Raw genomic sequence first — 6,767 nt, 5'->3', positions numbered from 1 at the left:
GGTCTCCGGGCCGGCGGCCGCGTCCCGGCCGGCCGCCGGGCGCGACGACGGCGCGGGCGCGGGGGCGCGGTCCGTGCGCGGCGGGAGGGCCGGGGCCTGCTCGCAGGGACTGGCCAGGAAGCGGAGTTCGGCGCCGATCTCCAGGGGCCGGATCAGGCGGTCGTGGAAGAGGCGTTCGTGGGCCAGGGGCGTGCCGGCGACGTAGGCGGCGCCGGCCGCCTGCAGCAGTCCGCGCAGCGACTCGTCGTCGGTGTCCAGCGCGACGGCGGGTACGTCCGTGGCGGCCGCGGCGAGCCCGCTGAGCACCCGCCCGGGGCCCACCTCCACGAACAGGCAGACGTCCTTGGCGGCCAGCTCCACCGCCTGGGCGAAGAGCACCGGGTCGGTGATCTGGCGGCGCAGCAGGGCGGGGACGTCGGTGTCGGGCGCCAGGGCCCGGCCGGTGACCGTGGAGACGATCCGCCGGCCCACCGCCGCGAAGTCCACGCCCGCGAGCCAGTCGCCGAAGGCCTCGGCGGCGGGCGCCACCAGGGGGGAGTGGAAGGCGTGCGAGACGGGCAGCCGGACGCAGCCGACGCCGGCCTCCCGGGCCCGGCCGGCCACGGCCTCGACGGCGTCGGCGGGCCCGGCGACGACCGTCTGCTCGGGCCCGTTGTACCCGGCGACGACCACCGGCAGCCCGTCCGTCAGCGCGAGGGCCGCCTCGGGCGCGGCGGCCAGGGAGGCCATGGTGCCCGAGTCGCCGTGCTCGGTCATGGCCTCGCCGCGGACGGTGGCCACCCGCAGCAGGGTCTCCTCGTCCATCGCGCCGGCCCAGTGCAGCGCGGAGATCTCGCCCAGGCTGTGGCCGACCGCGACGGTCGCCTCCACGCCCAGGGCGCGCAGCGCGCGCAGGCCCGCCAGCGAGCCGGTGACGATGCGGGGCTGGGCGACGGCGGTGGCCACCATGTCCCCGGCGGCGGGCAGCGCGGCCCGCTCGTAGGCCTGGGCCGCCTCCGCCATCCGCCGGCCGAGGGCTCCGCCGCTCGTGCCGTGCCCGGAGCCCTGGCCGGGGAAGAGGAAGCCGATCCGGGCGGGGCCGCGCGTGCGGCCGAGGAAGACGCGGCCGTCGGCGGCGAACAGGCTGGTCTCGCCCGCCTCCACCGCGTCGCGCAGCTGCCGCAGCCTGCGCTCGGCGTCCTCGGGCGAGGAGACCACGGCGGCGGCCCGGTAGGGGGCGTCGCGCAGCTCGCGCTGGAGGGTGGCGGCCAGGTCGGCGAGCTGGGCGTAGGCCAGTTGCGGCACGAAGCCGGTCAGCCGGTCCAGCCGGGCGCCGAGCTCCTGCGGCGAGTCCCCGTCGAGCAGGAGGAGTTCGACGTCCTGCGCGGAGGAGGCCAGCGTCCGGTCGCGGGGGCCGGTGACCGTGCGGTGGCGGGCCACGGGCCGGTCGAGGACGACGTGGGTGTTGATGCCGCCGAAGCCCATGGCGGTGACGCCGGCGCGCAGCGGGGCGCCGTCCGGCCACGGTTCGGCCCGGCGCAGCACCCGCAGGGCGGCCCGGGGGCCGGTGAGCAGGTCGTGGGGGTCGGCGCAGCCGATGGCGGGGGGCAGCATCCCGGCCTCGACGGCCATCGCGGCCTTGATCAGGCCGGCCACGCCGGCGGCGGCCTTGGTGTGGCCGATCATGGCCTTGACCGAGCTGATGACGGCGGGCGCCGCCTCGGGGTCGGCGGTGGTCCTGGCCAGCGACAGGGCCTGGAGCTCGGTGGTGTCCCCGACGGCCGTCCCGGTGCCGTGGCCCTCGAAGAGCGGCACGGTCTGGATGCCGAACCCGGCCCGTTCGTAGGCGCGCCGCAGCGCCAGCTGGTAGCCGCCGACCTCGGGCCGGGTGATGCCGCCCTGGCCGTCGGAGGCGATGCCCCAGCCCGCGACGGAGGCGTAGACGCGGTGCCCGTCGGCGAGCGCGTCCGCCTCGCGCATCAGCACGACCATGCCGCAGCCCTCGCCCGGCCAGAAGCCGTTGGCGGCCCGGTCGTAGACCCGCATCTCGTGCCGGGCGAGGGCGCCGGTCTTGGCGAAGCCGGTGATCTCGAACGGGTCGATGGACAGGTCGACCCCGCCGGCGACGGCGACGTCGACGTCGCCGGCGAGGAGTGCGGCAGCGGCCGTGGTGACCGACAGCAGCGAGGAGGAGCAGGCGCCGTCGACGGTGTAGCCGCCGCCGCCCAGGTCGAAGTGGTTGCAGACGCGTCCGGCGATGGTGTTGGACAGGCCGCCGGCCAGGGTGTCCTCGTCCACGGCGGGGAACGGGCTCTTGTACGCGGCCTCGACGCCCTCGAGGAAGCCGGCGAGCCGGTCGTCGTCCCAGCCCTCGTCCTTGAGGGCCGCGGCCATCACGCGCCGTACGTAGGGCCAGCGCAGCCGCATGACGTTGGCCCGCGCGAACTCCCCGGTGAGGGTGTTGCCCACGATCACCCCGGTGCGCTCGCGGGGCAGGCCCTCGCCGAGGGGGAAGCCCGCGTCCGCGAGCGCCCGCCCGGCGATGTCGAGCGCGAGCCAGTGGGTGAGGTCCGTCGAACGGTAGGTGCTGCCGGCGACCTTGTGGGCGATGCGGTCGAACTCGTAGCCCTCGAGGACCGCGGCCTCCCGCGCGTAGAAGCGGTCCGGCGCGGCCGGGTCCGGGTCCCAGTGGTCCTCCAGGCGCATCCGGACGCCGGGGAGCCTGCGGAAGGCACGGCGTCCGGCGACGGAGTTCTCCCACAGCTCGCGGGGGGAGGCGGCATCCGGATAGCGGCACGCCATGCCGACGATGGCGATCCTGCTCATGCAGCCACCGCTTCCTTCCCCGCTCCGGAGGAGGGCGTGGGACGCTCGGTTCCGGCGGCCGCCGCGCCGGAGTCCGCCGCCGCGGCCGCGCGCTGCTTCTCGCTCACGTGCAGCCACCACAGGTAGCCGCCGCGCAGGAGGCAGACGGCGGCGGTGGCGAAGAAGATGCCGTACGCGATGCCCAGCGCGGTGAGCAGGCCGTACATCGCGGCGACGCCGCCGCCGAAGGCGATCTGGGAGTTGCGCTTGGACGGCGAGGTGCCGGGGTCGGTGACCATGTAGTTGGTGAAGAGCACGAAGGCGGTGCCCGTCATCATGCCCAGCGCCGCCGGGATGGAGGTGCCGAAGACCAGGCCGCGCACCACGGCCTGCAGGGCGTAGCCCACCAGCCAGGCGCCGATCAGCCACATCCGCCCGGTGAGCTTGGAGTTCAGCAGCGTGCCGAGGCCGATGATGACCACCGGCAGGCCCCAGTCGAAGGGGCCGCTGATGTTCTCGGTGAAGTGGTACGGCGGGGCGATGCTGGCCCAGGGGAACAGGATGAGGATGACGGCGATGCCGAAGTTCGACGGGTTCATGAAGTGCCGCATGCGGCCGCGCACGGGGGCCCGCAGCACCCACTTGGTGCCGACGGCCACCACGACGCCGAAGACCATCACCCAGACGCGGTCGTTGACGTAGGTCAGCATGTTCACCGCGAGGCCGGTGATGTGCGAGGGGAAGAGAAACTCCACCATGCCGCGCCGGCCCCCGCCCGCGAAGCGCGGGGCGCGGCCGTCGACCCTGGCCGCGATGGCCTCCAGCGCGATCTCCACCGTGTAGGCGGTGGCCACGGCGATGAAGGGCCAGGTCCACGGCTGCTCGAAGCCGAGCACGGTGTAGCCGAGGATGTTCAGGACCGTGATGGAGATCGCGAAGCGGCGGAGCGCGGTGACGACCTTGGGGTCGTGATGCGGCGGGGGGCTGCTTGCCTGAGTGGCCATCTGTGTCACTTCTCCTTGGCTTCGGAGCCGAGCTGGAAGGCGTGCCGGCCCGGGCTCGTACGAAGGTCCTGTTCGCGCACCTCACCGGAGCGGTCCCGCCACTTCAGGTGGACCTGCACCGGCCCGTCGGCCCGCTTGCCCAGGCCGATGTGGACCTCGTGGCTGCGCTTGCCCGAGTGCCCGCCGCCGCCGTCGACGCGGGAGATCCGCTTGGTGCCGTCCGGCAGGGTGACGGTGACCTGGGCGTCGACCACCGGCGAGCCGGAGGGGTGGGTGAGCTTCAGCGAGAGGAAGTCGCCGGGGTCGGAGGAGACGTTGTGGTAGAAGACCGGCTCGCCCCACTGCCGGGCGACGGCCATGTCCAGGCGCCCGTCGCCGTCGGCGTCGCCGGTGGCGATGCCGCGCGTGGGGACCGGCACGGCCAGGCCCAGGGACTTGGACAGGTTGGTGTAGCGGCCGTCGTCGCCCTTGGCGAAGAAGCGCATGAACTGGCTGCCGGCGAGGTCGTCGCCGTAGCGGACGTTGGGCCACCACAGGGGGTTGTGCGTCAGCTGGTCGTTGGCGGTGGCGAGCTCCTGCAGCTGCGGCCAGCGGTTGGTCTTGCCCTTGACGAACCCGGTGGCCTGGGTGATCTCCAGCCGGCCGTCGTTGTCGAAGTCGCCCGTCTTGACGTCCCAGCCCCAGCCGGACCAGGCCAGGCCCAGCGGCGCGCTGCGGTCCTTGTACGGCGCCTCACCGCTGCGGAAACGTTCTTGCACGGCCTTCTGGTCGCGCGACTGGTTGAAGAAGGCGAAGTTGCTCTCCTGGATGCCGAACGAGGTCGTGATGTTGCTGACGAACATGTCGTACAGACCGTCGTTGTCCAGGTCGCCGAAGTCCACGCCCATGCCCTTGAAGGAACTGCGGCCGATCTGCTTCGACTTGGGCGTCAGCGCGTCCCGCGCCCCGTCCACCACGGCGAAGGAGACCTTCCCCGGCTTCGACTTGTTGTACAGCAGCTTCGAGGTGCCGAAGTCGTGCGCGAGGTAGATCTCCGGCAGCTGGTCGCCGTCGAGGTCGGTGGCGGAGACGGCGAGCGTCCAGCCGTGCCGGACCTGCTTGGGCAGGGCGTCCTTGGCCTCCTCGAAGCCGCCCCGCGTCCAGCGCAGGATGTGGTCCTCGCCGCCGTTGTGTGCGTTGGACAGCGAGTCGTTCATGACCACGCCGCCGTCCTTGGTGTCGTCGAGGACCGGACTGTCGGGGAAGTAGTTCCCGATGTAGACGTCGTCGTGCCCGTCGCCGTCGAAGTCGGCGATGGTGGTGGCGTTGCTGTTCCACTGCGGGCCGGTGTACTCCCCGCCCGAGCTCACGCCGCGCACCAGCTCGGTGGGCTCGAAGGCGCCCGCGCCGCGCCCGTCGGAGCCCGGTTTGGCCAGGAAGAGGATCGGGGTGCGCCCCCAGTAGTAGACGAGCAGGTCGGCGCGACCGTCCTCGTTGAAGTCGCCCGCGGCGCAGCCCATCGGGGCCATCGTCCGCGTCATCGGCAGCGGGGCCGGGTCGAGCGCGAACGGCCGGTAGCGGCCGGCGTTCTTCCCGGGCACGGGCGTCACGGCGACCTGGTCGATGCGGGGGTCGGTGACGCACAGGTCGTTCGCCAGGCCGTCGCCGTCGATGTCGTTCATCGAGATGCCGGCGCCGACCGAGGAAATCCAGGCCTCGATGTGCTTGTAGGCCTTGTTGACCTTACGGACGTTCTGTTGTTTGAATCCGCCCGGCATCTCGATGTTCATCGGCGTGAACGAGTAGTTCGCGGCCATCTTCGCCTTGTCGGCGGCGGAGGTCGACGGCGGTTGAACGGCGATGAACATGCCGGCCATCACAACCAGTGCGACAATCCCGGGAAGCTGTTTGACGAGCCAGGGGCGTATCGCCACGGGGAATCAGCCCCTTCCCCGGGAAACGACTTCTTCGGCGATCCGCCGCCGCCAGATCTCATAGGCCGGAACGTCGCCGCCGGAGCTCACGTCCGGGCGGGTGCCGGAGCACAGCTTCGCCGCCTGCGCCGGGTCCATGTCGCACAGCGTCCTGGTCGCCAGGCGGGTGTGGTCGACGGTCAGGCCGGCCCGCTCCCGGGCCTCGGCCGCGAAGGCGGCGCCCTGCAGCAGCTGCGGGCGGTACGCGCCGGAGCGCTCGGCGAGGTACCGCAGCTCCGCCTCGTCGGCGCCGCCCGCGTACGTGGCCGCCAGCCCCGTGCCGCTGTACAGGTCGGGGCGGCGGTGCGCCGGATAGGCGTCGATCAGGTCCGCCGCGCGCTCGGGGTCGGTGCCCGCCACGAACCACAGCGCGCGGCCGATGCCCTGGTCGATGGCGTTCCGGTGGTACGAGGCCGGCTCCGCGCCCCAGGCCAGGCCCGGGTCCTGGAACTGCCCGCGCACATAGCGCTCGGTGTGGAAGTAGGCCTGGTGGAATCCGTATCCGTCGAGGACGAGCCAGCGCAGCAGGGGGTCGGTCCGCGTCGCGTCGGGCCACCGGAACCTCGGCAGCCGGGCCATGGCCCAGCCCACGCCGACGTAGGCCATGTACTCGTGGTCGCGGCCCCGCCCGGACAGCAGGGCGGGCAGCCGCCGGCCGCCGCTGCCCGGCAGCGCGTCCAGGACGGTGGCCCCCATGGCCGCGCCCTCGTAGGCGAATCCGCGGAACTGGCGGGGCACGGCCTCCAGCCGGGCCTCGGCCTCGGCGATCGAGCGTTCACCGACCGCGTGACCATAGCCCTCGAGAAACGTCCGGCCGATCATCTCCAGCAAATCCCGGGCCGCCGAATTCTTCTTGTGGAAGCCGCGCCGGTCCAGGTTCGTGGCCGATACGCCGGGGGTGAGGATCTTGCGCCTGAGCGCACGCAGAAGAGTTGACAACGCGCTGTACCGCCCCTCGTTGATATGTCTCGTGGTGCTCGGTCAGCCGAATTCGAATGTACACACGCGCGACGAACTTCCGTCTACT

General features: G+C 72.9%; 4 protein-coding genes. All 4 read right to left on the bottom strand.

What is annotated here, in order from left to right; genetic code table 11:
- Positions 1 to 2,805: type I polyketide synthase (locus IE295_RS31755; RefSeq protein WP_190067251.1), on the bottom strand; the 2,805-nt coding region annotated here is incomplete at its 3' end.
- On the bottom strand, positions 2,802 to 3,788 hold the full coding sequence (locus tag IE295_RS31750; protein ID WP_224323574.1) for an enediyne biosynthesis protein: 987 nt from the start codon (positions 3,786 to 3,788) through the stop codon (positions 2,802 to 2,804). The genes IE295_RS31755 and IE295_RS31750, both read right to left, overlap by 4 nt.
- Positions 3,789 to 3,793: 5 nt before the next feature.
- Positions 3,794 to 5,644 (bottom strand): CRTAC1 family protein, encoded by a 1,851-nt coding sequence (locus tag IE295_RS31745; protein ID WP_190067262.1) that lies wholly within the window; start codon positions 5,642 to 5,644, stop codon positions 3,794 to 3,796.
- Positions 5,645 to 5,707: 63 nt separating this feature from the next.
- The gene (locus IE295_RS31740) at positions 5,708 to 6,679 is read right to left on the bottom strand and encodes a DUF1702 family protein (protein WP_190067250.1); all 972 of its coding nucleotides are present in this window, start codon (positions 6,677 to 6,679) and stop codon (positions 5,708 to 5,710) included.
- Positions 6,680 to 6,767: the final 88 nt, after the last annotated feature.

Source organism: Streptomyces griseocarneus (assembly GCF_014655595.1).
Lineage (GTDB): Bacteria > Actinomycetota > Actinomycetes > Streptomycetales > Streptomycetaceae > Streptomyces > Streptomyces griseocarneus.
The sequence above is the reverse complement of the archived record's forward strand: the minus strand, read 5'-3'. Positions and strand labels throughout refer to the sequence as shown.

Bases quoted from the DNA above. Each gene is read 5' to 3' on its own strand.
- IE295_RS31750 (WP_224323574.1), bottom strand. From the start codon at position 3,788: ATGGCCACTCAGGCAAGCAGCCCCCCGCCGCATCACGACCCCAAGGTC.
- IE295_RS31745 (WP_190067262.1), bottom strand. From the start codon at position 5,644: ATGGCCGGCATGTTCATCGCCGTTCAACCGCCGTCGACCTCCGCCGCC.